A 24,478-nucleotide genomic window follows, 5' to 3' on the forward strand; every position below is an offset into this window, starting at 1 on the left:
TCATCCTCCTCGTTCCTCTTTTACTGGTAAAACCTCCATATTTAAAATCTGCCTTAGTTCCCGAATAAACGATTCATTTTCTTCATCCTGACCGATCGTTACTCGAATCATCGTCGGATAGCCCATGAGATGCCCAGGACGTATAATAATGCCTGCGTTTAAAAGCTCTTCATATACTTTTTCCGCCGGGAAGCCAACGTCGACCATAATAAAGTTCGTCTGCGTCGTGAAGTAGTCCAGCCCCATGTCTTCAAAGTGACGAGTAAGATATCGCCGTCCTTCTCTATTTTCAGCAATGGTTTCGATCAAAAATGCTTCATCTTCCAAAGAAGCAGATGCCGCTGCTTCCGCCAGCCGGTTCACGTTAAATGGATCTTTTACTTTTCTCAACTGATGAACAATCCCAGGATGCATCATTCCGTATCCGATACGAAGTGCCGCCAGTCCGTATACTTTTGAAAACGTTCGTAAAATCACCATATTGGGATAATCATCAAGCAGCGACAATGTTTCTAAGTACTCTTTACTATCGGCATACTCATAATAGGCTTCATCCATTACGAGCAGAACGTTGGAAGGAACTTGTTCGATGAAATCTTTCAAAGCTTGGCGCTCCACAATCGTTCCTGTTGGGTTATTCGGATTGCACACAAACACCATCTTTGTCTCGTTTGTGATCGCGCGCAGCAGCCCGTCAAGATCATGGGTCCCATTCTTCATGCCGACTTCAACGGGGATTCCTCCTTCAATGAGGACGTTCGTTTTATAGCGTGGAAACGTCACACTCGCCATAACGACTTCATCCCCCTGGTTTATGTACGACCGAGTTAACAATCGAATGATTTCGTCTGAACCATTGCCAAAAATGAGCTGATCCGAGGATATCCCTAATCTTGCTGCCAACTTAAGCGCTAATGCCGGCGACGTCGTTTCTGGATACCTTGTCATTTCCTTCATTTCTTCACGTATCGCCTCTTCTGCAAGCGGGGAACACCCAAAAGGATTTTCATTGGAAGCCATTTTCAATATTTTTGTTAATCCTTTTTCTCTCTGTAACTCCTCGATCGGCTTGCCAGGCGAATACATCGAAATGCCTTCAAGCTGTGGACGCGGCTCTATCATAGACTATTCCTCCTTTATTCCATCTGTAAAAAAACGGTATCAGATTCAGTTTAGAATTATCTAAATTTTCTCTCAAGAATGTTATTTAAAGTGATATTGCTTTCACGCACTAAAATAAGGAGGGCGAATGTAAGACATGGGCTTGATTCAGCAAGTGATCAAAGAGTTACTGCAGGTGGAACGTATAGGAAGTATACGAAACTTATATAGGAGCGGACAGAATTTCTTGCTCTATGAGTCGAAAGCCTTTCCACTTTCTACTCTTCCTACATAGAGTAGAGTATTAGACAAAAAGGTGGTGAAGGTATGAGTTATTATGGTGGAGGCCTAGGAGGCTTCGGCGGCGGTCCTTTTGGTGGCGGCTATGGCGGCTACGGTAAAGGAAAAGGTTTTGCGCTGATCGTCGTGTTGTTTATTCTGTTGATTATTGTAGGAACATCGTATGTTAAATACTAGAAGGTGAACAAACCACATCCATTCCTTCAGTTACATTTTCTCACCAAAAAAGCCAGGACCGGGTCGCCTGGCTTTTAATCTATCTTCTGAATTTCATACTGAACTCCTATACACTCGTAATTTTGTTTTCGATACATATTCCTCGCCGTGTCTTCCCCATCAGCTACTAGAATAACCGTTTTATGAAGGTTTCGTTTCATAACAAATCGCTGCAGCTCAGTTCCTATGCCTTTTCTCTGAAATTTGTCCTCTACCACTAAATGGTCAATTTCCACAGTATGTTCCGTGTGGATAAGTGTAACAGATCCAGCAGGCTCGCCATTAAAATAAGCAAGGACCATCTCAATAGAAGGATCGTGGAACAACCTGCGATTAAGATCGATTTTTTGATCGGCAAAATCAATACCAAACGCTACGTCTTGTTCATAATGAAGACGGAGGAACGTGCTAAGGTTTTTCTCAGAGATGAGTTCGAGTTTTATATCAGCCTGAGGAGCTGCCTCTGGGAAATCTTTCGGCTGAATTTTATATAATTCAAGAAAACCTACTTCAAAACTATGATCCTTTAAATAGTTCATAAGCTGTTTATCTGGCTTCTCGTTTTCCGGAAGATAAAATTTCACGTGCTTTTGTCCTTTGCTAAGATGAAAATCACGTAAGTACGAATAAGCTTCTTTAAATTCTTCCAACGTAGGGACCTTCTTAAATTGCAAAAAGTTACTATCATATCGGACAAGCATTTCTGGATAATGATAGTGATGATAGGTTTCATTTTCGTAAATATGGTGCCCAATTCTATGAATATTGTTAAATGTTATCATTCGTTTCCTCCACATCAATTGCTTGAGTTTGTTCTTCATTCCGCTTCTTCCTGCGCTTTAGGAATGCTGTGATCACACCAATAATTAAAGCAAGTAAGCCGTTAAACAGAGTAAGAAGACCGACCATAGCACCGCCTAAGCCGGCTCCCTCTTTCGTTGAGTCCGGATCAGCAGATATCAAGAAAAGATAACCAGTAAGAAACCCTGCTACTGGAGCTGAGAGCATCAGCAGCATTCCTGATACAAATAACGGAAGGCGTTCTGTCTTTTGAAGGTGATAAGCTCCGACATTCATAGCAAGCAACAGAGCAAAAAATAACAAAAGAATAATAGAATCCATCATCAGCCTCCTTCTCGCTGATCTGGTATGTCAATAATAACTTCTTTTGAAGAACTCCCATCACGATCGAATATCCAATATTCAAAGTCATGATCTCGACCAGCGAAGTTACGATCGACGGTTATGAGAAACTGTTCACTTTTTCGAAAGAAAAGAGTCCCTCCTGCAAAGGCATGTAAGTTAGTTACCTGTTCGACTTCTTCACCTTCCCTCGTCATGTGAAACACTTCGTATTGGAAAGAAAGGGAGGCATCCCCATCTTGATAATAAGGGAAAACGATCGTTTTATCATCTTCAGATAAATCAGGTTGATCCCCCAACCCTGTCCTGCCGGGTGGTCCTTCAGCTGAAATCCCCGCCCAGTAAACCAGCCCAAATAGAAGCACTACGCCTCCGATAAAAATAAAGTTTTTCTTTTTTAATGACATTTGTTCATCCGCCTTCCAGCCGATCCTTTGCAAACACATACAACACCAATCCAATGAGCATCGTAATGGCTCCATACATTCCTATAGTCAACATTGAGAACAAACCAACAATCATAACCAGTGCCCCGCAGCCAACGACTAGTGCCGCTGTTACTAATGGGGCCTGCCTCTTTTTCATAAGCAACAAAGTAAAGTGGGTGAGGAAAAATGCTATTACAGCCGGCTATCCCACTGTTTGAAAGAAAGTTACCATCTCATCACCCCCGAATAAGCCCTGAAATAGCAAATGGTGAAGCAGCAACAAGAAATAAAAAGACAAGTCCTACAAAGATAGCGGCAATCGGGCGTTTTTGAATGAATGTCATTTGGAATTTATAAAAGAGAAGCCAGGCAAATATGCTGGAAACAGGAATCAAAACATGCCACCCCATCCCTCCAAAGATAAGCATCCCATATGTAACAAATAAAGCAGCTGTGAAAAGCATGACACCGTAAACGATATTAACAACAAAGCTCACCTTTTGTATCTTTCGTTGTTCTGGTGAAGTTTGGTAAGGGTTCGATGCGTAATAGGAATGCCGAATAACAAAAATAATAGAAATCACGATAATAATCAGCAGGTAAATACTAAACATAATCATTTGAAAAGGGTACACCTGACTGACCATCATAAGCGCAACACCGTTCCACATAGCAGTTAAGAGCACGAGTACATTAACCGACCAGAAATGGCGGCCGACAAAAGCAATATTCATTCCAGTAAGCACGACGAGACTCCCAAACAAAAACTGAATAAGCAGCCACACAGGCTCCGCTCCGCCAAAAGTAAATGTTAAATATAAATGAAAGATTACACCAAACAGGATGGTAGCCAGTCCAATGACATACAATAGACTTCGTTGATACGGATACATCGCCTCTTGAAAACCATGACCAATCTGCTTCGATCCCCCAAATTCCTCAACCGCTTTCTTTTCTGCTTTTTTCTCAGGGTCTCCTTGATCCATATAAAAAGATTTCGCTTCTTCCAAATGAGAAAGAAGTTCTTCTTTAATTTCTTCTCTCTCTTCTTGAGGACTCTGCATCTCCTTTAATACTCGATTGACGTGCTTTTCCATCCTTTTCATGAAAAGTCCTCTGACGTTTTCATGATCAGATCATGGACACTTTTCCATTCTCCCAGCTTTTGATGAAGCACGGTAAGACCTTCATCTGTTATTTGGTAATATTTCCTCCGGCCGCTTACCGTCTCAGACCAGTAGGAACCGAGCCACTCTTTTTTTTCCAACCGTTTTAATGCGGGATAAAGTGTACCCTCGCTCATGTTGTAAAGATCGTTACTTTGTTCCTTTAAGCTTTTCACCATCTCATAGCCATACATATCCTGCTTTGAAACTAGCCCCAGAATGAGTATATCGATACTTCCCTTCATAATTTCGCGGTCCATCAATCCACACCACCTTCCAGGTTTTTCTATAAACATTGTATAACGATGTGCATCGTATAACAAGGTATAAATGTAAAAAAACACCAAGAATGCTAGTTCAACTTACGATTCCTCCTCATTTTCCCAACGAAGTGGTAGCAGCTTATCTCAAAGACGAGAAAAGCTGCGATGAGGCTGGCAAGGAAAGGAGATGGAACCTCTAAAGCCTTCATAACTAGAAGCGTACAAAAGAATATTCCTGCACCGAGTGCTAACGAATTTTTCACCTTCCCCACTCCTTTTTGATCCTATGTAGAACACTATTCTTAATGAAGGATTTATCCCGCTAATAGAGTTACAGAACGAATAACACTTACAGCCACTCCACATTTTTACGAGTAGAGGGAACAAGCACACCCACTGTAAAAAAGAAACCTACACCCGCCACAATGAATGCAAACTGCGAAACGTAAGAAGGGTAAGTAAGTCCACCGGTGAGCAAAGCTGCAAAGATAATCAATACGTGATACACCAACCGTTTATTACGCATCTTCATTAATATACCTCTCATAAAACGTAGTAAAAAAATTAAAGTTTTGAATAAAACTCATATGCAGATTGCCCATTTGCCGGTCTAAGGTCTGTTGAGAATGAAAAACAGACTGCTGGATTTCCTGAATTTCTTCTTCTAACGTTAAGTTGTGTTCTAGTAACACGCGTAAGTTAGACCGGTCATTCCGGGAATAGTCTTCTTGAAATGCGAGCTCTATGATGACTTTACGAGCATCTTTTACATATTGAAGAATTTCATCAAGTTCTTCACTCGTCATATTTCTTCCTTCTGTGTTAAGTAACCAGGACTGCTCATACATTTTTAGTACGTATTGCATGCGGTAGGCGGTCAAATCCTCGGAAGCAGAAGTAGTTAATGGCTCCTCAAACTTATCTTTAAAGGCAGTCACGTCTTCAGCATACTCTTTTACAACTACTTGGTCCGGCTCATATGTGAATGATGGATGTATACTTATAGGTGAATAGGGATACACCCAACTTGTAGTTACATAAAGAGCAACGCCACACAACAGTGAACCAGCTAGAATGATAAGGCCTATTCTTCGCATACCTATCTCCCCTTCTCCGTTTACTATTTCCTATGTCATAAGGCCTCTTTTTTTAAAAAATGAGGTGTTCACCTGCGGTAGTTGTCCATACTTAGGTTATTAAACTTACATATAATGAAGTAGTCTTAAAAGGAGGCTAATCTATATGAAAACTGTCGTTATAGATGCTGGTCACGGTGGTACAGATACAGGCGCTTCGTTTCAAGGCAGTCTTGAAAAAAACTTTAACCTGGCCATCGCTTTAAAAGTTCAAAGTCACCTGCAGCAAAACTATGAAGCGAATATTGTCATGACTCGTACAAGGGATGTAACCTTATCTTTAAACGAACGCACGCAGCTGGCTAACGATGCAAACGCAGACTTTTTCTTATCCATTCATAACAATGCGGCTGGCGGACAAGGGTTTGAAAGCTATATTTTTAATGGAACGGTTTCTATCCCGACCCGTACCTATCAAAACATTATTCACGATAAAATTATGAATGCCGTACGAACGAAATACAATATTAGAGACCGTGGGAAAAAGCGCGCTGATTTTCACGTCGTAAGAGAAACCAGGATGCCGGCTTTATTGCTTGAAGTGTTATTTGTGGACAATGCTAGTGACTTGTCACAGTTAAGAAACCCAGCTTTTATTGAGGAAGTATCAATTGCTATTGCACAAGGAGTCGCTGAAGCTTTAAACTTACCCGCGAAATCACTGCCTAAAGTATTATACCGAGTCATTGCGGGCTCATTTAATAAAAGAGATAATGCGGAACAACGAGTACAGGAACTTGCCCGACGCAGCATCGACTCTTTTATTCGCACGACTTCTATTTCAGGATTAGTATTTTACCGTGTGCAAGCAGGCTCGTTCTCTGAGAAATCAAGAGCCAATGAACAAATTCAGCGATTGAATAATGCCGGCATTCGTGACGCCTTTATTATTACAGATGAGGAAAGCGCTGATCCCCTTCCTCCCCCGCCAACACCTGTAGAGCTCTTTACGATTGAAGGAGAAACCTATTTACTCTCCCATCAAATGGATGAATTCGTTCGAACCGTCAATCCGAATGCACCTATGCTTGGCGCTCACTATGTATACTTCGGAAAAGCCTACGGCATTCGAGCTGACGTCGCTTATGCTCAGGCGATTCATGAAACCGACTATTTCCGCTTCACTGGAGTCGTAGATGCTGAGCAAAACAACTATGCAGGAATTGGCGCCACGGGTCCTGATCACAAAGGAAACAGCTTTGATACACAAGAAGACGGTGTACATGCTCATATCCAGCACTTGTTCGCTTACGCTTCCACTAAAAATATTCCTGCTCCATTTGAAAAAGTCGATCCAAGATTCGACCTCGTGCCACGTGGCAGTGCGAAAACATGGACTCAGCTTAACGGTAAGTGGGCGGTACCAGGTACAAGGTACGGTCAAAGTATTTTAAGTGTGTATAACAAAAACATGAATCATGCCAATGGACAATCACTAAGTAAAAAGAAGTACTAAATGACGTGTTAGACAAAGGTTAATAGGGTGAGTCTGGTTGATGGAATGAGATCAGCCAGACTTTTTTATGTAAGTCAGTAAATAGCCGCGAAAAATTCTATTTACCGGCGATTTCGGTGAATTTACACACGAAAATTTTAAATACCAGCGAAATTTCATATTTACCAGCGAATTTAGTAGTTTTACCAGCGACCTTAGTCACACAAGTTCATCTAAGACATTTCGTTATAAACAAACGTTCCGGCTAGTAAATCATGCGCGCTCGCTTACCTTTTGGCATGAGTACCATACCCGTACTGAGAAGCGCCCATAAGGCAGGCGAGCACATACTTTCCTGGGAACGCTTTTTCTTCTGGAAAACGTGTGATTTATCGACCTTGAACACACCTTTTTACCATCCCTTAGCTAAAAGGTCCGCCACCGCCATGATAACTATTATTCTTCATTTGTTCGGCGGCTATAGCAGATCTCGCATTCATTTGAGCGTTTGAATCAACCTTTGATCTTTCAACAGTTTCATTATCAATTCGACGTTTCTTAAACCCCAGCCGATTAAAAATCATCCCGAGAAACATTGGCAGAAAGCAAATTCCAATAATCGTTAACAATACCCATAATGCGGTCATCTTCCATCACCTTCCTAGAAAGAATGTGTTTACTTTGGTTCCCGGCTTTTTAAAACTCTCACTTCATTTTCCAAACGGTGCACTTTTCGTTCCAAATCTTTGCGCGGTTCGGTGACCCTGTTCCCAATGATCATAAAGATACTAATCACAGCAATGAGGGTGCCAGCTATCCATACACCAAAGAGAATAAACAAATCCATCGAGTTGTCCTCTCCTTTAATAAACTTGCTACTATGTATACGAGTACCACCCCGTATCTGTTTCATTTTTAATGCCGTTTTCCTATTTCTCCTCTTCGAACCACCCCAAATTGTCAACGTTCGTTGTTTCATCCTTTTCGAGTCCAAAATAATATAACACTTCTCCCTGCCCGTCATAGGCTGCAGCGTTCATTTCATCAAAGGAAATGCTGCGATCCCACGAGAATACAGATATTTCTCCTTCTTCTACCTCATTTTCTTTACGGTTCGTCTCTTCCCCTGCTTCTATCTTATCTACATCTGGATCCATACTTTGAACCACAAGCAGGGTTAAGGCATCTGTCTCATCTGTGTAATCTATAGATGATAACGTCTCTAGAGAAGCATCCGTCTGGTGTTCAATGTAAGTCGAAAGTGGACTTTCATAAAAAAGTCCGTCTTTTTTTACAAGGAATGTCTTATATTCTCCTTCTTCTTCATCGTTAAATAACCAGGCTTGAAAATTCCCCGCTTCGATTTTATTCAAATATTGAAGATCATTCTCATATTCAAAATGCTTCTCCACTGCTCCTTTTGCTGTAAAAGAAGGTTCATAAGCAAATAAGAAGATGAGAGGAAGCGCAATCGCTGTTACTACTAATATAAGCCCAACTTTTTTCTTTGTCATATCCATGATCTCCTTATTTTATCTGAATAATGTAACACTTTTACTGTAATGGACTTCCCTAAATATGTAAATAGCGTTACTCATTTAACCAGTCATAATAAAGTGTCTTCGAATCCTCCAACGTTTCCTTACGTGCCATCTGCATAAAGCGATTTTTTAATCCACCATAAAAATACCCTATAAATGTTGTATGAATCATTCGATGCTTTTGTGCAAATACCGTTTGCTTAAACACCTCAATGACTAGATCAATATACCATTCAAGCGGGTCGCGCATATCCCATTGTCGATAGGCACTTTCAACCGTCCTCCAGGCATGTAACGTATCTGTCGGATTTAGAAAAGGACGCACAGCTTCTACGAAAAGTTTGGGAATAAATGATGGGATGAACGTGTGGTCGAGGGGTACAAACATACAAGAAGAGCTTTCGCTTTGCTTATTCACTGCTTCGGAGATTTCTTCAACTGCTGAGGGTTGATCTGTAGAGGGTTTAGCAGGAGTTGGTACAGTGTCATATGGGGTGTCAACTGGGGTGACATCGTTCGGTAAAAAAAGATCCTCCTGGTGGAGAATGACTAAAATATTTGCGCCGCGTTTGCCGTTAGCTCGGGTCGTCTCTACTCGCTCCAGCAGCTTTTCTTGTTCCAGACGATTGATCGCTCGAATGACCGTTCTCCGGCTGACTTGCGTATGTTTTTCAATCGTTTCAATTTTAGCAAAAGATACGCCTCTGTACTTCACAGAATGCCGCCAAATAAACTTTAATACCTTCTGCGTAGCTTCTGATAATGCGGCTTTCATCCGAAAGAGAAAGGATCGTACATGCTTGTCCATTTCCTCTACACTCATAAATGTCTGTAAACTGCGAATCTGTTCAATTTCCATAAAACGTTCCTCATTTCATCTGTTTACTACTATAATCGAAATGAGATGGCAGGCCGGTGTTACTATTTTGAAAAAAAATTAAAAAAAGTGCCGGTTTTTCTGCCACCCGACACTTTTCCTCTTAATTTTTTCACCTCCACCGCAACGCAACCTGCAGTTTACAGCACTCATACCCATCAATGGACCGTCGAAATTCAAGACGCAGGCCATCAGGGTTATAATGAATATCCACTTCAGAAGTGACGCCGATTGAACCAATGAGACGCTTCACCTCGTCATCATTTGACTGCTGGGCGGCTTCCATCAATTGAGAATCAAACTCCTCAGATTCTGCCAGTTTATCGAGCACCTTGCTTGCATCCTTCATTAACTGCTTCGATTCAGTAGCCGACTGTGTCAAAAGAGTAGGATCCAACGATTCGTACTGACGTACACCCCAATAATACGGATTATAATAATAATGATAAGGATAGTGATAAATGTTGTACACGAAACATCCCCCTTTTCCATCCATAACATAACCACATCATATGTGTAAGAAGTTCGTTTTGGGATAAAGGAAATCCTTCGAGTATTATGATGGTATCCACTTTTGATCGGTGATTTGGGATTTTATGTTAAACTAGTAAGCAATTCCATACGATTCACACAAAAAAGTCATATCACACAGGTGATCAATAATGAAAACCATGTATATAGCCTATGGGATCCAATTTATATTTGGCTGTCTATTCTATTTGCTCATCGCCTTATGGGTAACGAGCATCCTTTACGTCGGGGACGCCCTCGGATGGGCGAGAAATCCCACGTTAAATGATGAAAAACTGCTTTTTCAGCTATTATTATCCGTTATCTCAAGTGTTGTATATATTTCAGCATTCGTACTGCTCCATCGCTTTTTCAAACGAAGAAGTACCGTACCCTTCTATAACCTGTTTGGCTTTCTTTCATGGCTGATCGGTTTCTTAGGATTTCTTAGTTTTATGTTTCTTACGTAATACCAGAAAGTTGCTTCATATTTTAGCAATAATACGAAAGACGATCACCTCGTTTTCTTTTACGATGAAAAAGAGGTGATCGTTTTGTATAGAGAATTATGGAAAAATAAGAATATCCGGTATTACTTAGCAGCCGGCAGTGTATCTCGTCTGGGGGATCTACTGTCTGGAATGGCTTTTTTATTTTTGGCTTATGATTTAACCGAATCAAGCATGTTAACGACGGGAATGGCCGTTGCTGAAGCATTGCCTTATCTGTTGTTTGGATTAATAGGCGGCGTTATCGCCGATTGGCTGCCAAAGAAAAAATGGCTGATTTCGTTAGATCTCGTGCGAATTCCTCTCATCTTGTCGGTTGTCGTTCTGTATCAGTTAGACATGCTGACTTACGCGTATTTGGTAACGATCAGTTTTTTGATCCAAAGTATAGGATGCTTTTTTAATCCTGCTCATCGCTCAGTTCTCCCCTCGATTACAAATGTAGAGGAACGTACAATCGCAAACAGTATGTATGACACGTTAACGAGAGGAGTAACCGTTCTTAGTCCAGTTGTCTCCATAGGATTATTAAACACGTATGGAGCCATCCATTTTTTTACGTTCGATGCCCTTACCTACCTGATTAGTGTACTTTGCCTGCGTCAAGTATCGATGGAAGATCGAACACAAGTCTCCGACAAATCGATTTCTGCCCTGTTCGATTCAATTAAAGTAATTGCAGTGTGGATTAAAACGCAACCGACCATTCGAAGGCTTTTCTTTTTTACTTTTATAACTGTATTTTTTAATACGTGGGTTTGGGAAGTCGGCCTCCTGCTGGCTTTAGCAGAAAAAAGCGCGCAGAGTGAGGAATTATACAGTATTCTTCAAGGGATATTTGGCGGCGTTGTTATACTTACAAACATTGTTCTTCCTTATTTCATTAAGAAAATGAAACTTTTCCATTACTTCATCGGTGGATGCCTATGGGGACTTGGCATTTTATACTATGGACTGTTATATGAAGTGACACACTTTTTCATCGGTTGTGCAATTGTTGGGATCGGACTTCCCATTGCCGGACTTGCTCGTGTATATTTAATTCAAACTCTAGTACCCGAAGAAAAGCTGGGGCGGGCGTTCAGTTTTAACGCTGTACTTTTATATTTATCAAATACCATTTCATTAGCTTTATACGGCTTTCTCGTTTTGTTCATACAAATTCAATGGTTAATGATCGCTAGCGGGCTCGCTATCTTAAGCGTTAGTATTAGCGGTTTACTTATGAAAACGGTGGAGGCGTCGAAACTCCGTGGGCGTCTTACGATAAACTTTCTTAAATAATTGATTATAAGAGGAGACATTTGTAAATCCATGCTGCAACGCAATAGTAAGAATCGGCTCTGCCGTATGCAGCAGAGAATGCTGACTGCGAAATAAGCGATACAGCTGTATCCAGGAATAAGGAGAAACTCCTGTCTCTTCCTTAAAAAGATGAGCCACCTGGAACTTATTCATTCCGGCTGCCTCAGCCATCTGATCAAGCGTCCACTCTTCTCTATAACTTTCTTTTAGGGCATTCATCACTTCATTCACCGGACCTTTTATATGTATAGAAGGAAAGGAGGTCTGATGAGAGCCCGCCCCATATTCCAACATGAGAATAGCGAGCTGCGTTAAACTATGATCAAGAAAGAGTTGATGTGATTCTTCAGACTCCTGAGTGATAATGAATTCTCGTACAAAAGTCATCCACTGTTGAATTTGCGGGTGTCGATAGGAGACGCGTGCATACTCAGGGGCTTGGTGCCCAATTCCTATCTTTTCTGCGGCTTCCATTAAGAAGGAAGGCTGGATTTCTATAAGAAATTTTTCATGATAGGCCTGCAGCTGTTTATGTTCATCTTTTGGGTTGAAGATAAAAAAAGCCCCTCGATCGATGGATTGGTCTCCATCAATTGTTTGATAGATTCCTTTTCCATAAGGAGAAAAAATCACCTTATAACAATCATCACTCCGCCACTGGCGCTCCCCCAACTGATCATTCCGCATAAGCAGCAGTCCGCTTTCATTATCAACTATCATCGCTCTATCCCCTGTCAAAATGCCTTCTTTTATTTGTGCTTAAATTGAAGTGCATGTTCTTTTGCAAACTGGACAATCTCATTATAGGTCTTTAAATCAAAATCTTTCTTAGTTAAACTATATACCCTGACTGTCCCTTCATCAATAAGCTTGATTCTCTCTCCTCCACGGACATACAGCGTCACATACAAGAACGGCTCATCTAAGTCATGTTCCATTCTTAAATCTTTCGGAAAATCCGCAGTAATAAGCACACGATCTTCTACCTGCTTTAAGGAAAGCTGGCTATAAAATTGAAGATTTTTCACATTCGTTATAAACAATGGACGTTCCCTCCTATTTGGCTTCGTTACTTTTTTGGATTGTGAAATTAATCACTTTCTCATAGTACGCATTCCCTTTTAAAAGTATTCCCTAACCTTGTTAAGAAATTGTGAATCTTTGTAAAGCTCAACTTAAAGTAAGTTAGATAGATAGCCTTGAATCGTGTCGATGAAGTACAGCATCAGAAAAGGACTAAAAACTAAGACGGTGCTGAGTACCACTAATGTTCGTTCTCTTAACCCAAGCGCCAATACTGCCCCAAATAAACCACACAACAAAGCAAGAAATCCTGAGTAAATGATTCCGTATTCTATAAGGAAAGAAAAAGAGAGGGACAGCAAACCAACAGAAAATACAACCCAATAAGTGATATATGGTAATTTCCCATTCATACTTTTCTCGCCTTTCTTTAGTGAAGAGCCACTGTATAGTTGAATCATATCGTATCATGATTGTGGAATAACTTCCTAGACTGTTGTCATGAAATCTGTCATAAAGCCTGGTTATTGGTCCTATGATTGATTTTCCTTCCACTACCTGTGGCAAAACATGAACCACTAAGATGTAACCTATACGTAATTTAAAAAAGGACAGCCGCAAAAGCAGACTGTCCTTTCTCTAAAGTTACCTAATTCTCGTGAAGTAATCATATGAACGTATTCTTACAATAATACTAAGCTATTATTCTCTTTTGAACTATGATTCCTTACGGCGTACTCCAATAACTAAAGCAAAGAGTGCTGCTGCCATACTGGTGAAAGCAATCATCCATCCGTTTAAACCAGACTGATCACTTGCTCCGCCCATTCCTGTTTTAGGCATCTCACTAGGTGTTTGATCTGCAAACTCTTCAGGGTTCTGGTCGACAATTGCCCCAGAAAGTCCTTCACCTACTCCATACAAATGAGCATACGCTTCACGAACTTGTTCGTATGTTGTCTCATAGTCACCTTCTACATAGCTGTCAAAGGCTCCCGTTAATTGATTGACATGCATTTGCAGCCCTTCTGCCGTCTGCTCTGCTTCTAACCCTCCATCAGTAGCGGTATCAAGAAATTCTGAGAAATCAGCACGATAATCATCAAGGTTGGCTAGAGCTTCATCTTTTGCTTCTTCATCCTCTGCTCCTGTAGCTTCCACATAATCTACAAAGTAACCAATATGTTCGGACCACATCATCTTAAACTCTTCCCCGGCATCTTCACCATACACAGAAGCAATAGCCGCGGTTAAATCTTCCGTATTCGCTTCGAGCGCTCCGGCAGCATTTTCAAAGTCTTCTGCTCCGTCACCGCCTTTTTGCATAGCGAGTGTGGCAAGCGCCGCATGTTCAGAAAGAAGGTGATTTAAATCAGCCCGTAAATCAGCGGCAGGAGCAGCTGGATTTGTGTTATCAAAATCCTCAGGGAATTGCGTCGTAATGGCGGTAGACAGTCGTTCCCCTACTCCGTACATATGGTCAATGCTTGAACGAAGCTGTTCATATGCTTCATCAAAGCTGCCTTCTTCATAATTGTCAAAAGCACCAACTAATTGATCCACATGCAATTGGAGTCCTTCAGCAAGCTCAGAAGCCTCCAAATTTCCTTCAGTTGCTGTTTCTAGAAACGCTGAAAAGTCCTCACGATAATTGTCTAAGTTATTTAACGCTTCTTCACGGCCTGCCTCATCTTCTTCTGCCGTCGCATTCACGTAGTCGACGAAATATCCAATATGCTGCGACCACATTTCTTCAAACTGCGCTCCAGCTTCTTCTCCGTAGACAGAAGTGATAGCCTCTGTCAAATCCCCTGTGTTCATTTCAAGAGCCGCTGCCGCCTGATCAAAATCTTCTGCTCCATCGATCCCTTTTTGCATCGTAACGACCGCTAAATAGGCGTGTTCGGAAAGAGCTTGATCAAGAGTAGCTCGTAAGTCGGCTGCCGGCGTAGATACCGACACATTTTTCATTTTCTCGTGATCCCCGTGATCATCCGCAAAAACTGTTGTACCCGGTACGAGTAGTGCTGCTGATAATGGTAAAGCTACAAACGTTTTCTTCCAATTTACTGTCATTTCCAATCACTCCTTATTATTTTTTCACTTAGCTAACGTAAAGGAAGATGAATTGGATCACTAAAATTCAAAAAATTTTTAAATAAGTTATTTTACCTTCCGATGCTTTTATATAGAGCATACAAAAAGGAAACCTCCAAATGAACGGACCAATGTATAGTACTTTCAATTATCGGCTGTTGTCTAGACGAACAAAGGCACTGACTCACGGAGGAATCAGTGCCTTTGTTCCTTAATAATTAAAAGATGAGAATTTCCCACTTCGTCTGTCCAGCATATATCTATCCCCTTAGTCATAGTTCCAGGATGGATCATAAGCGATAGAAATGCGGATGGAATACGACGTCAGAGATGGTCCCTCGGTTGAGAAGCAAAATAAGATGATTTGATCTGCCCTACATTCTAACATTTTGTAGGGTAGTATCTACGATTTCATTGACTGTTGATGCTCCATCTATAATGATATCTGAGTTTGGTTTTATTGTATTTTCCATTTCTAAATACGCACCTCTGCCAAATTTCATATAAAAAATTAAATCATTATGTACTTCAAAAGTTGTGGTGTTATGATAGTCCCTTAAAAGCCTTCTTGCCATTGCAATGTCGAGGGGTGTTTCAATGTAAATGGATAGATCAATAAAGTTCTTCAGCCTGTCATTTTGATAGGAAAACGGGTAATCCAGTATGATGTATGCAGGAGGATCTTCATCTTCTAACAATAAGTCTATATCCGCAGCAAGAGGTTCTAAATCCCACTGATTGTAATCAGGGCCTTCTTCTACCCATTGAATAAGATCATCTGGTGCTCCTTCAAAATCGTATTCATCAAAAAACAAAGCTTTAGATTTTTTTAATCTTTTTCTTGATTCTTTAGTTATTGTAGTTTTTCCGCCACCTGAAACGGATGCAATGGCTATCACTTTTGTTTTGACCACTTATGTATGTCCTCCCCCTTCCGTTTAAGCTTTTCTCAAGAACTACTACTCTTAGAGACTAATCGTTTAATCCCTTTCCATTGAGGATGTGCTCCATCCACTTTTCGACCCTTGACTCACGAGTTTTAGACTGTTTTGCTTTAGAAAAATAAAGAATGTATGCTCTTTGCCTTCCCGGTGTCAAACCTTCAAAAGCAGATTTTAAGGCAGGAATTTCATCAAATTTGTTTTGAAGTTCTTCAGGAATAATGAGCTCAGTATTCTTTTTCACTTCCAAACCAGCTTTTTCAACTTCAATCGCTTCATGGATATAGGATTTCAAGACATCTTCCAATTCAACGATTTCTTTAACACTGGTAAATCGGATCTGGCGCGCTGATTGCACATTCTCCGTTTGTTGGATGAGAATCCCATGGGCATCCTGCAGTAAGGCGCCTTTATGAAATAAAAGCGCACAATATTCCTTAAACCCATGGATCAAAACGATATTTTTTCCCTCAAATGTGTAGCAAGGATGATTCCACTTAAATTCTTCGGTCACCTCACAGTCAAGAGCGATCGTTCTTAACTTCTCAAATTCTTCCTTCCACTTTTCGGCATGACTTAAATATTCATCAACTTTAGGATTCATTCTACGATGATTAATCAGGAATCATCCTTTCTATTCATTATGAAAGTTTAAACTTAAGCCATTTATTCCCGCCAAAATTTCGTGTATTCTGCTTTATCCTGAATATTAAATTCAATTATTTTCTCAAGCAATTTATAATCTACCTGCTGATTCCAACGAATTCGAAACAGCCCCTTTGTTGAACTGTAACCAGCTTGAGCGATATCCTCGGCAAAATGCCTCATGGCTACTCCTTCCGGTGCAAAGCTCATATGATGCTTCGCTGCATCAATGCCGATAATAAATGTACCGTGATCGGTAAACATTGGCGTATTCCACTTGATTACTGTTTCTAAGTTTGGAAAACGTTCAGCCACCCACGATAAAACCTCTTCTATACGCTCACGGTTATCAGGATTATCGATGCCTTCTAAATATTTCGAAAAAACCTCCATGTTATTCCCTCCTGGTTATACGTTTTGCAGTTACATGAAATGCTTTGATCGAAGTGTCTAGCTCAGATTATATTATATCATTCTACCTGCAATTGATGTTTCTTCTAGTAAGGTAACTATTCGATCAGGTTTTACAACTAAGTGTCATCATGATGCTTTCCCTTGTTTCTTTTCCACCACTTGCCTCCTGCCCATGCTATAAAAAAATAAATAAATAGGATGCCAAGGAGGAGAAAAAGCTCTTCTATAGTAGTCAATCCCCAGATTGACCCGTATTGAGAAATAATGAATCCAAGTAAGAAATTCTTTTTTAAATGGTGTACGTAAAGAAGAAGTGTTAAAAGGAGTGGATTTATCACTGGGAAAGGTGAAGTGACTGCCTTAATAGGTTCTAAGGGTTCAGGAAAACGTACGCTGCTTACGATAGCAGCTGGTCTTCAACCTCTCTCATACGGTCGAGTATTATTCGAAGATCAGAAATTAGCAAAGTTGAGCTCAGATCAGTTGAGAAAAATTAGGGCTCGACATTTTCGGTATACTTCTTCCCACCTGAACTTTACTGCTAAAGTAAACCTATCCCAAAAATTGGACTACTGGACTCGTTTTTTGCTTGAAGTTTAAGATTATTGTCAATTCAAAAAAAACACTGATTCTTTCACATTTATAGATGTAAGTACAGGGTTTTTTTCGTTTTTAATCATTATTTCCGCAAAATCTTCTCCATCGCTTTTCCCTTTGCTAACTCATCGATCAGCTTATCTAAATAGCGAATTTCCTGCATAGTTGGTTCTTCGATGTCTTCCACTCTGACACCGCAGACCACACCTTTGATCAAATTACGTGAAGGATTCAGTTGGGGAGCTTCCGCAAAGAAGTCCTCAAAGTTTGTGTGCTTTTCTAGTTGCGCTTCTAACTCTTCCTGGCTATACCCTGTCAGCCAACGAATGATTTCATCAACTTCTGTTTTCGTACGTCCTTTTTTCTCCGCTTTCGTAATATAATGGGGATAGACATTTGAGACACTCATTGTATAGATCTTATGTTTGGTCATGATACATCCTCCCTTTCATTGATCAATTATTCTCCAATTATATCATTTAAAAAAGTTATTTTGATTTCTTATGGATTAACTGTAATACCATAGGGATAGAATCGACAAAGAATAAAAAGAGACCAAATCGCGTAGATTTGGTCTCTTTTTACTATGCTATTTTTATTCTGCTTCCTCGAAACGGAACTACTTATAGAAATATTAGGTTCTTATTGGCCCGGTTTATTTCTTTCTGTTGAACGTTTTATCTTTGATGGATTTAAAAGCCTTTGACGAATTGTACACGGTCTTACCTATTACATCCGAGCCTTTATCGGATGCTTTTTTAACGATGTTGCCGGAAGAGTCAATTGTTTTCCCGATCAATCCACCCTCACCAGTAATCGACTTAATGATTTTCCCAGAAGTATCGACCGTATGATCGACCACGTCTTTGGCTTCTTTGGATACGCCTTTAACAAATCCATCCTCTTTCTTGTCCGGCTGTTCATTTTCCTTAGAGTAGTTGTTTTTGTAGTCGTCGCTCACGCTCTCATCTCCTCTTTAGGAATAAATGGCTTACAATCCATATCTATGTAGGAAACGAACGCCTATGAATAAATTTTTCTGACGAAGAAGAGTACGGTTATCCATGTTAGTAAGTTGAAAGAGAAACATTTGAAACAAGGGGTTGCGGAAGGGCAATAATCCGTAAACATGCAATTGTAAAAAACCGTGAACGATTCGGTTTCTCCAAATAGTTCAGGTTGAAGAGAACCTGACTTCGATAAGGAGCAAGTGAATTTCAATGCTTGCCCCCCCTAGTGTTAATACTAAACGCGGCCGGAGGCAGGCACCAACGAACAAAGGCGCAAGCGCCCTGGTAGACACGCCACGCATAAGCAAAACGGCCGGAGGAAGGTGGCCTTCCCTTCCGCAGGGCGGACTGCTTATGACGCGAGTGTCTGGGCGCTGGAGCTGGATGTCGCTCTTTTAAATATATATCCACAGCTTGGAATTTTATAATTTCCTAGACAATAAAAAAGAGAGAAAAGCACGAACGGCTTTCCTCTCCTCGGAAAATCTAAGAATAATTCGGTTCAAACGAAAAGGAGTTTACTTAAGAAACAGAAAAACCTTCCTGTTCTTTCACTCCATCTTTCTCTGTAAATTCATCAAGCAGCGCACGCACTTCATCGGTGGATTCTGTACTCATCAGCTGGTTCCTCAATTCACCCGCTCCCCGGAATCCGCGGACGTAAATCTTAAAGAAGCGGCGGAGTGGTTTGAAGATCCGTGGCTCCAGTTCTTCCGAATACTTATCATGTAGATCGAGCTGCAGTCGCAGGAGATCGAGCAATTCCTCACTGGTATGCTCTTTCTTCTCCGTTTCGAAAGCGAACGGGTTATGGAAAATTCCTCGTCCGATCATCACCCCGTCCACGCCATATTTTTCTACGAGTTCAAGGCCCTTCTGACGGTCAGGAATATCACCGTTGATTGTTAGAAGCGTATCTGGGGCTACTTCATCACGAAGTTTCTTGATCTCCGGAATCAGTTCCCAGTGAGCATCGACATTACTCATTTCCTTTTTCGTACGGAGATGAATGGAAAGGTTGGTAATATCCTGTTCCAGTAGGTGCTTCAGCCAGTGGCGCCATTCCTCCACTTCCGTATAACCGAGACGGGTCTTCACGCTTACGGGCAGTCCTCCCGCTTTGGCTGCCTGGATGATCTCCGCTGCAACCTCCGGATGGCGGATCAGACCGGAGCCTTTTCCATTCGCTGCAACATTCTGGACAGGACATCCCATATTAATATCCACCCCACGATAGCCCATTTCGGCCATACCAATACTCATTTGGCGGAAGTATTCAGGCTTGTCTCCCCAAATATGGGCGACGATCGGCTGTTCATCTTCCGTAAACGTCAGACGTCCCTTTACGCTGTCTTTTCCTTTCGGGTGGCAGTAGCTTTCCGAATTCGTAAACTCTGTAAAAAACACGTCAGGTCTCGCTGCTTCACTCACGACATGACGAAAAACGACATCCGTCACAGCTTCCATCGGTGCCAAAATAAAAAACGGACGCGGCAACTCATGCCAAAAATTATCTTTCATAGTATATCTGAACCCTTTCGTTAAGGGAAACCATGTTCCCAAAATTAAAAAGTGAAAATGTTTCGGTTTTCTTATCCATTACCAGCTATGCTGGATTTCAACCATTATATACTTTAACGGTTTTAAACGAAAAGTGCAATAGAGAGTGATGGTAGGGCTTCAGCAAGGTCGGTCCGAACTCTACTATCAGCAGTAGTCAAAATCAGTACAGCCCATTGATTGGATGTGAAACACCAAACAGAAATAGAAAGCAGTGCGGTGGATAGAAACAGCCCCTCGGGGCGGATAATGGTTACTTCGGTCATTTTAAAACTTTTAATAAAATAATGACAACATCTGCTTCCTATCAAAGCAAAACATTCTTAAGATATAAAATCCCGTATAATAAAGCACCACCCAGTAAAATAAATAATCCAAGCATCACGAATCCATTTGTCATACCTTTAATTTTGAACCTTATTCAAGATTAAATTACAGATAAAAAAAGAAACAGTTATCTCTAACTGCTTCTTTCAAAGGTAAACCTTATTTCCGATAAGATAATCGTTTAGAAAAAACTTTGGTGAGTACTTTGAAAGCAGAGATACTTATTTTTTTCCAAATCCAGCTATACAATAAGGAAAAGGCCAATGTCCCTAAAATAACCATACTATTAAAGTGAGATGTTACCGACGGTCCCAGTATAGAAAATTTAAATCCATATAATAAAATACTTATACCTAATGTTAAACATAAAGCTGCAAATGGAATAATAAAAATACCTCTCTTTAAATACTTAAGACCCATACCTAGACTGAGTCCTAATAATCCTGTGGTAAAGAGGAACACCAATAGCTCACTTGGCTGGAACATTGCCAATAGAAATATGGTTAAGAAATAAGTCATCACACCTATTCTGAGTGCCAATAAGCTAGCAAGCACAAGAGGACCAGTGCTCATCATGCTCAGTATATAACCAATACCAGTGAAAATTCCCGCAGATTGAAAAATAAAGGCTATTGAACCTAATAGGGCACCAACTACAAGCCGCATTGTCTTAGAATAACTGTCAATAGCCGGGGTTAACTCCTCTTCCCATAATACTCTTTTGAAAAATGACCGCATCTGACACCCCCATAATAGGTAAATGCAGTGAGAAAGAAGTTTATGCTAGAAATTGATTAAGCTGTCCGTTTTCCAAACATTTTCCTAATATGCATCAAGATGGTGGCATCTCACGCATATGTTTACATACGTGTTGTTGATACATTTATTTTCATGAACTACCAACGAAGTCACTATGCGGGTCCTTTGGCCGCTAGAATGAATGAAAAGTGCTTTACTCTGGTACGGATAATGGTGCAATGCCTTAAAGCTTCTGCATCCCTCATTGGTACTATTAGAACTGTTCTCATCATATTCTTATAAAATAAAACCATTAGAAGGAGTGTAAAGTTAGTTGAGAAAAGTTAAGGTTCGATTACGTCCTATTGTGAATAGGATAAATTTACCTACTGTCTTGAAAACAGCTATACTTCCGGGTGACTCCATTGAAAGATTATTTATTGCAACTCAGGTAGGAGAAATCTTTTACATAGGAAACGGGGAGATTAGGACTTTTTTAGATATTCGTCCTCGCATCATAAAACTAGGTGCTTCTGGTGGGGGATATGATGAGCGAGGATTGCTAGGGCTAGCGTTTCATCCCGAATTTTATTATAACGGGTTGTTTTATCTTCATTATTCAGCAGCTGGAACTCAAGGGCCAGGTGCTCTTTCTGAATCTTTTAACCCTAACCCGTGTGATCCTAAAACTTTAAACCTAAGGTGGACAAATAGGGATACTCAATATGATCATATGGACACAGTTGAAGAATGGATTTTACCATCGAATGGCCAACCTCAAAAAAGACGCACATTACTTAACTTAAGAAGACCATTTTTCAATCATAATGGTTTTAACAGCTTAAACTTTTCACCTGAAACAGGAAAACTTGTTTTAACAACCGGAGATGGTGGATCCGGCTATGATCCATTTAATTTAAGCCAGGACGAAATGGAAATCGCGGGTAAAATCATTGAAATTGATGTAGTTAAAAATACATCTCTCTATCATCCACCTGTAGTCACGCGTTTTAATGAACTACCCGCACCTATTCAGGAAACACTTACGGTCATTGCCAAAGGGGTTCGTAATATCCCAGGGATTTCATTTCAAAGGTATTATAATCAGTATATAAAATATGCGGGAAATGTTGGCCAGCATTTGGTAGAATCGATTTTTTCATTCGTTCATTATAAGCCAATACCGGTTACTCAGCTTATTCAAGCTTCTTTAATGGAATCTGAACCTGACCAAGAAGGATTTATTAACTTTGGTTGGCGAGGATGGGAAGGTCCTTTTCCTTCTTCGATTATAAGGGGCTGCTCTGCAGATCCGAATTCGGATGAGAAAACTATCGCTTATTACAATGAAGCCATTGAAACTTCAGTGAGGCGGATTCAGCCTTTAACTAGTTATTTCCATAAAGATCCCCGCCCCTATAAGTTTGGGGGAACTGCACTTACAGGAGTCCATCCATATATGGGGAAAGGAATCCCCGCTTTAACGGGAAGCGTTGTGTTCACCGATCTTGCCCGGAAGGAAGAATCTCAAACTCCGGCTAAAGGGGTTTTAGCTTATACCAGGGTAAGATCAGATGGTAAACCAAATGATTTTAGTATTATAGAAACCGATTATAATTTTGGATCTCAACCTGCTTATTACGTTAATCTGGGAACGAATCTAGACCAAACCAGATTATATTTAGGGGTTTATGGCTCTATGAAAGTGACTGATTTTAACCAAGGTACTGTTTTTGAAATTGTTCCATGATTAATAATAATAAAAGTCTACCTAGATGATCTGTTTTTTTAAACTAAAGCTAGGTTTGCTTCCATATAGACTTTTTAGCTTTTTTCAAACAGACCTAAGTCTTTCCATCCATCATCAACTTCTTTTCTTTTTTCCAGAGACTTCAACCTCTATAGTATATAGAAGTGCAGTCAGGATATTTTCTGAGACTCAAAAGCTTTAAAGAATTGCCCCCTTATCCTGAAAACACAATTTCAGGATAAGGGGCTTTTTTTGGAAAAAACGAAAAGCAAATCCCTTGGTTTAGCAAGGGGTTTTTAAATGACTATCCACGGTAAGTTGGCCATAGCATGCCTTAAAAACACTATTTTCCAAGAATAGGTGAATAAAAATGATAAAAATAAAACGGTATAAGGTATTTTTTTATGATTGAATTACTTTATATTATTCTTGGTTTTAAATAGCTTTGAATGGATCGGTAGATTTCCTTATGGGGTAGAAGTTGAAAACTAACTAACATTATATTGATTTTAGCGGTCCTCGTCTTCTTTATTTTGTCATCCTTGGCATTTTATTAAATCGTTTAGTTATTGGCAGTAAGGCTAGCCTCAAACCTATCTATAATATGAAGGAACCTTTCTGCTTCACGAAAAACGTGGTCAGCTAAAAGAGGGTGGATATTACTTTTGATCCTACATTCTTCAATCAGTTCTTTTGCTGCTTTCTTAAAGTCTCGAAGAGCAACTACTGAAACCCGATTTTCATCAAGGAAATGATCTACTATTGGTTGAGTTTCTGACTGAGGACGCATTGAATCTAAGTCGGTTGCCTGGAAAACTAGTTGATCAAAATCATGACTAAACTCTCTCGCTTGGTCAACCAATTTTCTTTCAGATGGATCGAGTAGATGACCTATAAATTTAGAATGATCTGCCATTATTCTTAAGAAGAACACATTCTCTTTTATAATTTTACCAGGGGTTGGATTCAATTTCCCTTCATTTAATTCTTTCAACCGTTCACCAAAATAAGCTGCCTCTCGACTAGTATGGTCTAGTAATAGAGGATAATTGTTGGACCTTATTTCACATCGCAGCGTCAATCCAAGGACTTTTCGCTTATATGCCCAAATAGAATAAGCTGCTTGATATACTTGATTATTAAAAGCTGTGATTTGTTGAGGGTCAGAGTTTACAGTAAATTGACTTAATTGTTGTTCAACTCGTTCAAACAAATCAATAAACTGCTGTGCCTCTTGGATTAATTTCGTATCGTCAACGTTAAATCCGAGACTTAGAAATAAGGCGTGCTCTTTCATAATCCTAGACCAGAAACGGATTTCATCCAATGAACGAGCTACAAATTGATTAGCCATATTATTCCCCCCAGTTTGGTTTTCACCGAAGAGATTATATGCGCTAATTTTATTTAAAAGAACCTGGCAGTATTTCACTAATTCCACATCTG

The 24,478-nt window shown here is 40.2% G+C and carries 33 protein-coding genes; 6 read left to right on the plus strand and 27 right to left on the minus strand.

Annotation, left to right across the window (positions count from 1 at the left end; all coding sequences use genetic code 11):
• Window positions 1-1,122 (minus strand): histidinol-phosphate transaminase, encoded by a 1,122-nt coding sequence (gene hisC, locus IEV27_RS05615; RefSeq protein WP_188376452.1) that lies wholly within the window; start codon window positions 1,120-1,122, stop codon window positions 1-3.
• A 306-nt stretch (window positions 1,123-1,428) separates the two neighbouring features.
• On the opposite strand from hisC, the gene IEV27_RS05625 reads away from it, so the two are divergent.
• Window positions 1,429-1,578, plus strand: a complete 150-nt coding sequence (locus tag IEV27_RS05625; RefSeq protein WP_188376454.1) for a YjcZ family sporulation protein — start codon at window positions 1,429-1,431, stop codon at window positions 1,576-1,578.
• Between the two features lie 74 nt (window positions 1,579-1,652).
• Here the strand turns inward: IEV27_RS05625 and IEV27_RS05630 are convergent, their stop codons facing one another.
• The 9 genes from IEV27_RS05630 to IEV27_RS05670 all read right to left on the minus strand — a co-directional run bounded on the left by IEV27_RS05630 (window position 1,653) and on the right by IEV27_RS05670 (window position 5,714).
• A complete protein-coding gene (locus tag IEV27_RS05630) occupies window positions 1,653-2,399 on the minus strand; it encodes a GNAT family N-acetyltransferase (protein ID WP_188376455.1) in 747 nt (248 codons plus the stop codon).
• Window positions 2,386-2,739, minus strand: a complete 354-nt coding sequence (locus IEV27_RS05635; protein WP_188376456.1) for an inner-membrane translocator — start codon at window positions 2,737-2,739, stop codon at window positions 2,386-2,388. Before IEV27_RS05635 ends, IEV27_RS05630 begins: the two co-directional genes overlap by 14 nt.
• Window positions 2,740-2,741: 2 nt before the next feature.
• A complete protein-coding gene (locus tag IEV27_RS05640) occupies window positions 2,742-3,167 on the minus strand; it encodes a hypothetical protein (protein ID WP_188376457.1) in 426 nt (141 codons plus the stop codon).
• A gap of 4 nt (window positions 3,168-3,171) precedes the next feature.
• Entirely contained in the window at window positions 3,172-3,345 is a 174-nt protein-coding gene (locus IEV27_RS05645) for a hypothetical protein (RefSeq protein ID WP_188376458.1), read from the minus strand.
• Window positions 3,346-3,424: 79 nt separating this feature from the next.
• Window positions 3,425-4,294: a permease prefix domain 1-containing protein gene (locus IEV27_RS05650; RefSeq protein WP_188376459.1), complete on the minus strand. Its 870-nt coding sequence runs from the start codon at window positions 4,292-4,294 to the stop codon at window positions 3,425-3,427.
• Window positions 4,291-4,614, minus strand: coding sequence for a PadR family transcriptional regulator (locus IEV27_RS05655; protein ID WP_188376460.1), 324 nt, complete (start codon window positions 4,612-4,614; stop codon window positions 4,291-4,293). The genes IEV27_RS05650 and IEV27_RS05655 overlap by 4 nt, the downstream gene beginning before the upstream one ends.
• Window positions 4,615-4,706: 92 nt before the next feature.
• A complete protein-coding gene (locus tag IEV27_RS05660; protein WP_229734846.1) occupies window positions 4,707-4,880 on the minus strand; it encodes a hypothetical protein in 174 nt (57 codons plus the stop codon).
• Between the two features lie 86 nt (window positions 4,881-4,966).
• The gene (locus IEV27_RS05665; RefSeq protein ID WP_188376462.1) at window positions 4,967-5,149 is read right to left on the minus strand and encodes a hypothetical protein; all 183 of its coding nucleotides are present in this window, start codon (window positions 5,147-5,149) and stop codon (window positions 4,967-4,969) included.
• The gene (locus IEV27_RS05670) at window positions 5,136-5,714 is read right to left on the minus strand and encodes a hypothetical protein (protein ID WP_188376463.1); all 579 of its coding nucleotides are present in this window, start codon (window positions 5,712-5,714) and stop codon (window positions 5,136-5,138) included. Before IEV27_RS05670 ends, IEV27_RS05665 begins: the two co-directional genes overlap by 14 nt.
• Window positions 5,715-5,859: 145 nt before the next feature.
• On the opposite strand from IEV27_RS05670, the gene IEV27_RS05675 reads away from it, so the two are divergent.
• Window positions 5,860-7,209, plus strand: coding sequence for an N-acetylmuramoyl-L-alanine amidase (locus tag IEV27_RS05675; RefSeq protein WP_188376464.1), 1,350 nt, complete (start codon window positions 5,860-5,862; stop codon window positions 7,207-7,209).
• A 401-nt stretch (window positions 7,210-7,610) separates the two neighbouring features.
• Here IEV27_RS05675 and IEV27_RS05680 read toward each other — a convergent pair whose 3' ends face one another.
• From IEV27_RS05680 to IEV27_RS05700, 5 genes are all read right to left on the minus strand, one after another.
• On the minus strand, window positions 7,611-7,835 hold the full coding sequence (locus IEV27_RS05680) for a hypothetical protein (protein ID WP_188376465.1): 225 nt from the start codon (window positions 7,833-7,835) through the stop codon (window positions 7,611-7,613).
• Window positions 7,836-7,864: 29 nt separating this feature from the next.
• The gene (locus IEV27_RS05685; protein WP_188376466.1) at window positions 7,865-8,035 is read right to left on the minus strand and encodes a hypothetical protein; all 171 of its coding nucleotides are present in this window, start codon (window positions 8,033-8,035) and stop codon (window positions 7,865-7,867) included.
• An 82-nt stretch (window positions 8,036-8,117) separates the two neighbouring features.
• Window positions 8,118-8,702, minus strand: coding sequence for a hypothetical protein (locus IEV27_RS05690; RefSeq protein ID WP_188376467.1), 585 nt, complete (start codon window positions 8,700-8,702; stop codon window positions 8,118-8,120).
• A 76-nt stretch (window positions 8,703-8,778) separates the two neighbouring features.
• Window positions 8,779-9,588 (minus strand): helix-turn-helix domain-containing protein, encoded by an 810-nt coding sequence (locus IEV27_RS05695; protein ID WP_188376468.1) that lies wholly within the window; start codon window positions 9,586-9,588, stop codon window positions 8,779-8,781.
• 130 nt (window positions 9,589-9,718) lie between these two features.
• Entirely contained in the window at window positions 9,719-10,078 is a 360-nt protein-coding gene (locus IEV27_RS05700) for a YuzC family spore coat inner layer protein (RefSeq protein ID WP_188376469.1), read from the minus strand.
• 190 nt (window positions 10,079-10,268) lie between these two features.
• Here IEV27_RS05700 and IEV27_RS05705 point away from each other — a divergent pair, with 190 nt between their 5' ends.
• Both IEV27_RS05705 and IEV27_RS05710 read left to right on the plus strand, forming a co-directional pair.
• Window positions 10,269-10,586: a hypothetical protein gene (locus tag IEV27_RS05705; RefSeq protein ID WP_188376470.1), complete on the plus strand. Its 318-nt coding sequence runs from the start codon at window positions 10,269-10,271 to the stop codon at window positions 10,584-10,586.
• A gap of 75 nt (window positions 10,587-10,661) precedes the next feature.
• Window positions 10,662-11,909 (plus strand): MFS transporter, encoded by a 1,248-nt coding sequence (locus tag IEV27_RS05710; RefSeq protein WP_229734848.1) that lies wholly within the window; start codon window positions 10,662-10,664, stop codon window positions 11,907-11,909.
• Here IEV27_RS05710 and IEV27_RS05715 read toward each other — a convergent pair.
• The 7 genes from IEV27_RS05715 to IEV27_RS05745 form a co-directional block, all read right to left on the minus strand.
• Window positions 11,844-12,650, minus strand: a complete 807-nt coding sequence (locus IEV27_RS05715) for an AraC family transcriptional regulator (RefSeq protein WP_188376472.1) — start codon at window positions 12,648-12,650, stop codon at window positions 11,844-11,846. The genes IEV27_RS05710 and IEV27_RS05715 overlap by 66 nt on opposite strands.
• A gap of 29 nt (window positions 12,651-12,679) precedes the next feature.
• Complete coding sequence (locus tag IEV27_RS05720; protein WP_188376473.1) at window positions 12,680-12,973, minus strand: hypothetical protein; 294 nt, start codon at window positions 12,971-12,973, stop codon at window positions 12,680-12,682.
• 132 nt (window positions 12,974-13,105) lie between these two features.
• Window positions 13,106-13,366 carry a hypothetical protein gene (locus IEV27_RS05725; RefSeq protein ID WP_188376474.1) on the minus strand — a complete coding sequence of 87 codons (261 nt, stop codon included), beginning with the start codon at window positions 13,364-13,366 and terminating at the stop codon, window positions 13,106-13,108.
• A 304-nt stretch (window positions 13,367-13,670) separates the two neighbouring features.
• Complete coding sequence (locus IEV27_RS05730) at window positions 13,671-15,029, minus strand: copper amine oxidase (protein ID WP_188376475.1); 1,359 nt, start codon at window positions 15,027-15,029, stop codon at window positions 13,671-13,673.
• Window positions 15,030-15,424: 395 nt separating this feature from the next.
• A complete protein-coding gene (locus IEV27_RS05735) occupies window positions 15,425-15,964 on the minus strand; it encodes a nucleoside/nucleotide kinase family protein (protein WP_188376476.1) in 540 nt (179 codons plus the stop codon).
• A 58-nt stretch (window positions 15,965-16,022) separates the two neighbouring features.
• Window positions 16,023-16,595, minus strand: coding sequence for a YdeI/OmpD-associated family protein (locus IEV27_RS05740; RefSeq protein WP_245345289.1), 573 nt, complete (start codon window positions 16,593-16,595; stop codon window positions 16,023-16,025).
• Between the two features lie 62 nt (window positions 16,596-16,657).
• Window positions 16,658-17,029 (minus strand): iron chaperone, encoded by a 372-nt coding sequence (locus tag IEV27_RS05745; protein WP_188376477.1) that lies wholly within the window; start codon window positions 17,027-17,029, stop codon window positions 16,658-16,660.
• A 372-nt stretch (window positions 17,030-17,401) separates the two neighbouring features.
• Here IEV27_RS05745 and IEV27_RS05750 point away from each other — a divergent pair, with 372 nt between their 5' ends.
• Window positions 17,402-17,650, plus strand: a complete 249-nt coding sequence (locus IEV27_RS05750) for an ATP-binding cassette domain-containing protein (RefSeq protein WP_229734850.1) — start codon at window positions 17,402-17,404, stop codon at window positions 17,648-17,650.
• A 79-nt stretch (window positions 17,651-17,729) separates the two neighbouring features.
• Here the strand turns inward: IEV27_RS05750 and IEV27_RS05755 are convergent, their stop codons facing one another.
• The 4 genes from IEV27_RS05755 to IEV27_RS05770 all read right to left on the minus strand — a co-directional run bounded on the left by IEV27_RS05755 (window position 17,730) and on the right by IEV27_RS05770 (window position 21,282).
• On the minus strand, window positions 17,730-18,080 hold the full coding sequence (locus IEV27_RS05755) for a DUF2200 domain-containing protein (RefSeq protein ID WP_188376478.1): 351 nt from the start codon (window positions 18,078-18,080) through the stop codon (window positions 17,730-17,732).
• Between the two features lie 222 nt (window positions 18,081-18,302).
• Window positions 18,303-18,608: a hypothetical protein gene (locus tag IEV27_RS05760; RefSeq protein ID WP_188376479.1), complete on the minus strand. Its 306-nt coding sequence runs from the start codon at window positions 18,606-18,608 to the stop codon at window positions 18,303-18,305.
• Between the two features lie 571 nt (window positions 18,609-19,179).
• Entirely contained in the window at window positions 19,180-20,178 is a 999-nt protein-coding gene (locus tag IEV27_RS05765) for a tRNA dihydrouridine synthase (RefSeq protein ID WP_188376480.1), read from the minus strand.
• A 525-nt stretch (window positions 20,179-20,703) separates the two neighbouring features.
• Window positions 20,704-21,282, minus strand: coding sequence for a hypothetical protein (locus IEV27_RS05770; RefSeq protein ID WP_188376481.1), 579 nt, complete (start codon window positions 21,280-21,282; stop codon window positions 20,704-20,706).
• 334 nt (window positions 21,283-21,616) lie between these two features.
• Between IEV27_RS05770 and IEV27_RS05775 the strand changes: the two genes are divergently transcribed.
• Window positions 21,617-23,032, plus strand: a complete 1,416-nt coding sequence (locus IEV27_RS05775) for a PQQ-dependent sugar dehydrogenase (RefSeq protein WP_188376482.1) — start codon at window positions 21,617-21,619, stop codon at window positions 23,030-23,032.
• A gap of 562 nt (window positions 23,033-23,594) precedes the next feature.
• On the opposite strand, the gene IEV27_RS05780 is transcribed toward IEV27_RS05775, so the two are convergent.
• A complete protein-coding gene (locus IEV27_RS05780) occupies window positions 23,595-24,386 on the minus strand; it encodes a DUF2935 domain-containing protein (RefSeq protein ID WP_188376483.1) in 792 nt (263 codons plus the stop codon).
• Window positions 24,387-24,478: the final 92 nt, after the last annotated feature.

Origin of the sequence: Halobacillus andaensis (assembly GCF_014636475.1) — a bacterium.
Taxonomy (GTDB): Bacteria; Bacillota; Bacilli; order Bacillales; family Halobacillaceae; genus Halobacillus_A; species Halobacillus_A andaensis.

Excerpts from the sequence above, each read along its gene's own strand:
- IEV27_RS05740 (WP_245345289.1), bottom strand. The coding sequence starts at position 16,595 with ATGAATCCTAAAGTTGATGAATATTTAAGTCATGCCGAAAAGTGGAAG.
- IEV27_RS05670 (WP_188376463.1), bottom strand. The coding sequence starts at position 5,714 with ATGCGAAGAATAGGCCTTATCATTCTAGCTGGTTCACTGTTGTGTGGC.
- IEV27_RS05635 (WP_188376456.1), bottom strand. The coding sequence starts at position 2,739 with ATGGATTCTATTATTCTTTTGTTATTTTTTGCTCTGTTGCTTGCTATG.
- IEV27_RS05755 (WP_188376478.1), bottom strand. The coding sequence starts at position 18,080 with ATGACCAAACATAAGATCTATACAATGAGTGTCTCAAATGTCTATCCC.
- IEV27_RS05675 (WP_188376464.1), top strand. The coding sequence starts at position 5,860 with ATGAAAACTGTCGTTATAGATGCTGGTCACGGTGGTACAGATACAGGC.
- IEV27_RS05625 (WP_188376454.1), top strand. The coding sequence starts at position 1,429 with ATGAGTTATTATGGTGGAGGCCTAGGAGGCTTCGGCGGCGGTCCTTTT.
- IEV27_RS05770 (WP_188376481.1), bottom strand. The coding sequence starts at position 21,282 with ATGCGGTCATTTTTCAAAAGAGTATTATGGGAAGAGGAGTTAACCCCG.
- IEV27_RS05655 (WP_188376460.1), bottom strand. The coding sequence starts at position 4,614 with ATGGACCGCGAAATTATGAAGGGAAGTATCGATATACTCATTCTGGGG.
- IEV27_RS05725 (WP_188376474.1), bottom strand. The coding sequence starts at position 13,366 with ATGAATGGGAAATTACCATATATCACTTATTGGGTTGTATTTTCTGTT.
- IEV27_RS05680 (WP_188376465.1), bottom strand. The coding sequence starts at position 7,835 with ATGACCGCATTATGGGTATTGTTAACGATTATTGGAATTTGCTTTCTG.
- IEV27_RS05685 (WP_188376466.1), bottom strand. The coding sequence starts at position 8,035 with ATGGATTTGTTTATTCTCTTTGGTGTATGGATAGCTGGCACCCTCATT.
- hisC (WP_188376452.1), bottom strand. The coding sequence starts at position 1,122 with ATGATAGAGCCGCGTCCACAGCTTGAAGGCATTTCGATGTATTCGCCT.
- IEV27_RS05665 (WP_188376462.1), bottom strand. The coding sequence starts at position 5,149 with ATGAAGATGCGTAATAAACGGTTGGTGTATCACGTATTGATTATCTTT.
- IEV27_RS05765 (WP_188376480.1), bottom strand. The coding sequence starts at position 20,178 with ATGAAAGATAATTTTTGGCATGAGTTGCCGCGTCCGTTTTTTATTTTG.
- IEV27_RS05730 (WP_188376475.1), bottom strand. The coding sequence starts at position 15,029 with ATGACAGTAAATTGGAAGAAAACGTTTGTAGCTTTACCATTATCAGCA.
- IEV27_RS05650 (WP_188376459.1), bottom strand. The coding sequence starts at position 4,294 with ATGAAAAGGATGGAAAAGCACGTCAATCGAGTATTAAAGGAGATGCAG.
- IEV27_RS05745 (WP_188376477.1), bottom strand. The coding sequence starts at position 17,029 with ATGGAGGTTTTTTCGAAATATTTAGAAGGCATCGATAATCCTGATAAC.
- IEV27_RS05715 (WP_188376472.1), bottom strand. The coding sequence starts at position 12,650 with ATGATAGTTGATAATGAAAGCGGACTGCTGCTTATGCGGAATGATCAG.
- IEV27_RS05690 (WP_188376467.1), bottom strand. The coding sequence starts at position 8,702 with ATGACAAAGAAAAAAGTTGGGCTTATATTAGTAGTAACAGCGATTGCG.
- IEV27_RS05705 (WP_188376470.1), top strand. The coding sequence starts at position 10,269 with ATGAAAACCATGTATATAGCCTATGGGATCCAATTTATATTTGGCTGT.
- IEV27_RS05780 (WP_188376483.1), bottom strand. The coding sequence starts at position 24,386 with ATGGCTAATCAATTTGTAGCTCGTTCATTGGATGAAATCCGTTTCTGG.
- IEV27_RS05630 (WP_188376455.1), bottom strand. The coding sequence starts at position 2,399 with ATGATAACATTTAACAATATTCATAGAATTGGGCACCATATTTACGAA.
- IEV27_RS05640 (WP_188376457.1), bottom strand. The coding sequence starts at position 3,167 with ATGTCATTAAAAAAGAAAAACTTTATTTTTATCGGAGGCGTAGTGCTT.
- IEV27_RS05695 (WP_188376468.1), bottom strand. The coding sequence starts at position 9,588 with ATGGAAATTGAACAGATTCGCAGTTTACAGACATTTATGAGTGTAGAG.
- IEV27_RS05645 (WP_188376458.1), bottom strand. The coding sequence starts at position 3,345 with ATGAAAAAGAGGCAGGCCCCATTAGTAACAGCGGCACTAGTCGTTGGC.